This window comes from Xenorhabdus yunnanensis (assembly GCF_028598805.1).
GTDB classification, from domain to species: domain Bacteria; phylum Pseudomonadota; class Gammaproteobacteria; order Enterobacterales; family Enterobacteriaceae; genus Xenorhabdus; species Xenorhabdus yunnanensis.
This window is the reverse complement of sequence record NZ_JAQRFI010000240.1, coordinates 1-475: the sequence shown is the minus strand read 5'-3', so window position 1 is coordinate 475 and position 475 is coordinate 1. Positions and strand designations below refer to the sequence as shown.

Here is a 475-nt window from a genome sequence, read left to right as displayed (position 1 = left end):
GCCGGATAGATCATCCGTCGCCCAGCGAGTCGCCATGATGATTTCGCCACTGTTTTTTGACAATCGCGTTTTGAAGGTCGAAACGTACCAGTTCCAGATACCACTTTTGGTGGTCGGACTCAGGGCTTCTTTCGCGTTTTTGATCGGGTCGTCAATAATGCCCAAATCCACTTTCTTGCCGGTTAAGGGACCGCCGACCCCCTGACTGATATAAACCCCTTTACGCCCGACGATTTCGAACGTTTCAGAGTTACGCTTGGCTTCAACGTCAATCGTTACCACCCGGCGTGAATTCAGTGCCGAGCCGGGGAACAGTTCCTTATATTCCTCCCCCATCATGATGCGCTGCACATCGCGGTTCATTTCCGAGGCCAGATCCTTACCGTACGATAGCCCCGCCACACGCATGTCGGGATACCGGCCAAAGAAGTACGCAGGCAGATAGCGCGAGACAATATCTGACTTACCGTGCTGA

Annotated in this window: 1 protein-coding gene; it reads right to left on the bottom strand. The window is 53.1% G+C overall.

What is annotated here, in order from left to right; genetic code table 11:
• The coding region (locus PSI23_RS23730; RefSeq protein WP_273557051.1) for a terminase large subunit domain-containing protein at positions 1-475 on the bottom strand (475 nt) is incomplete at both ends.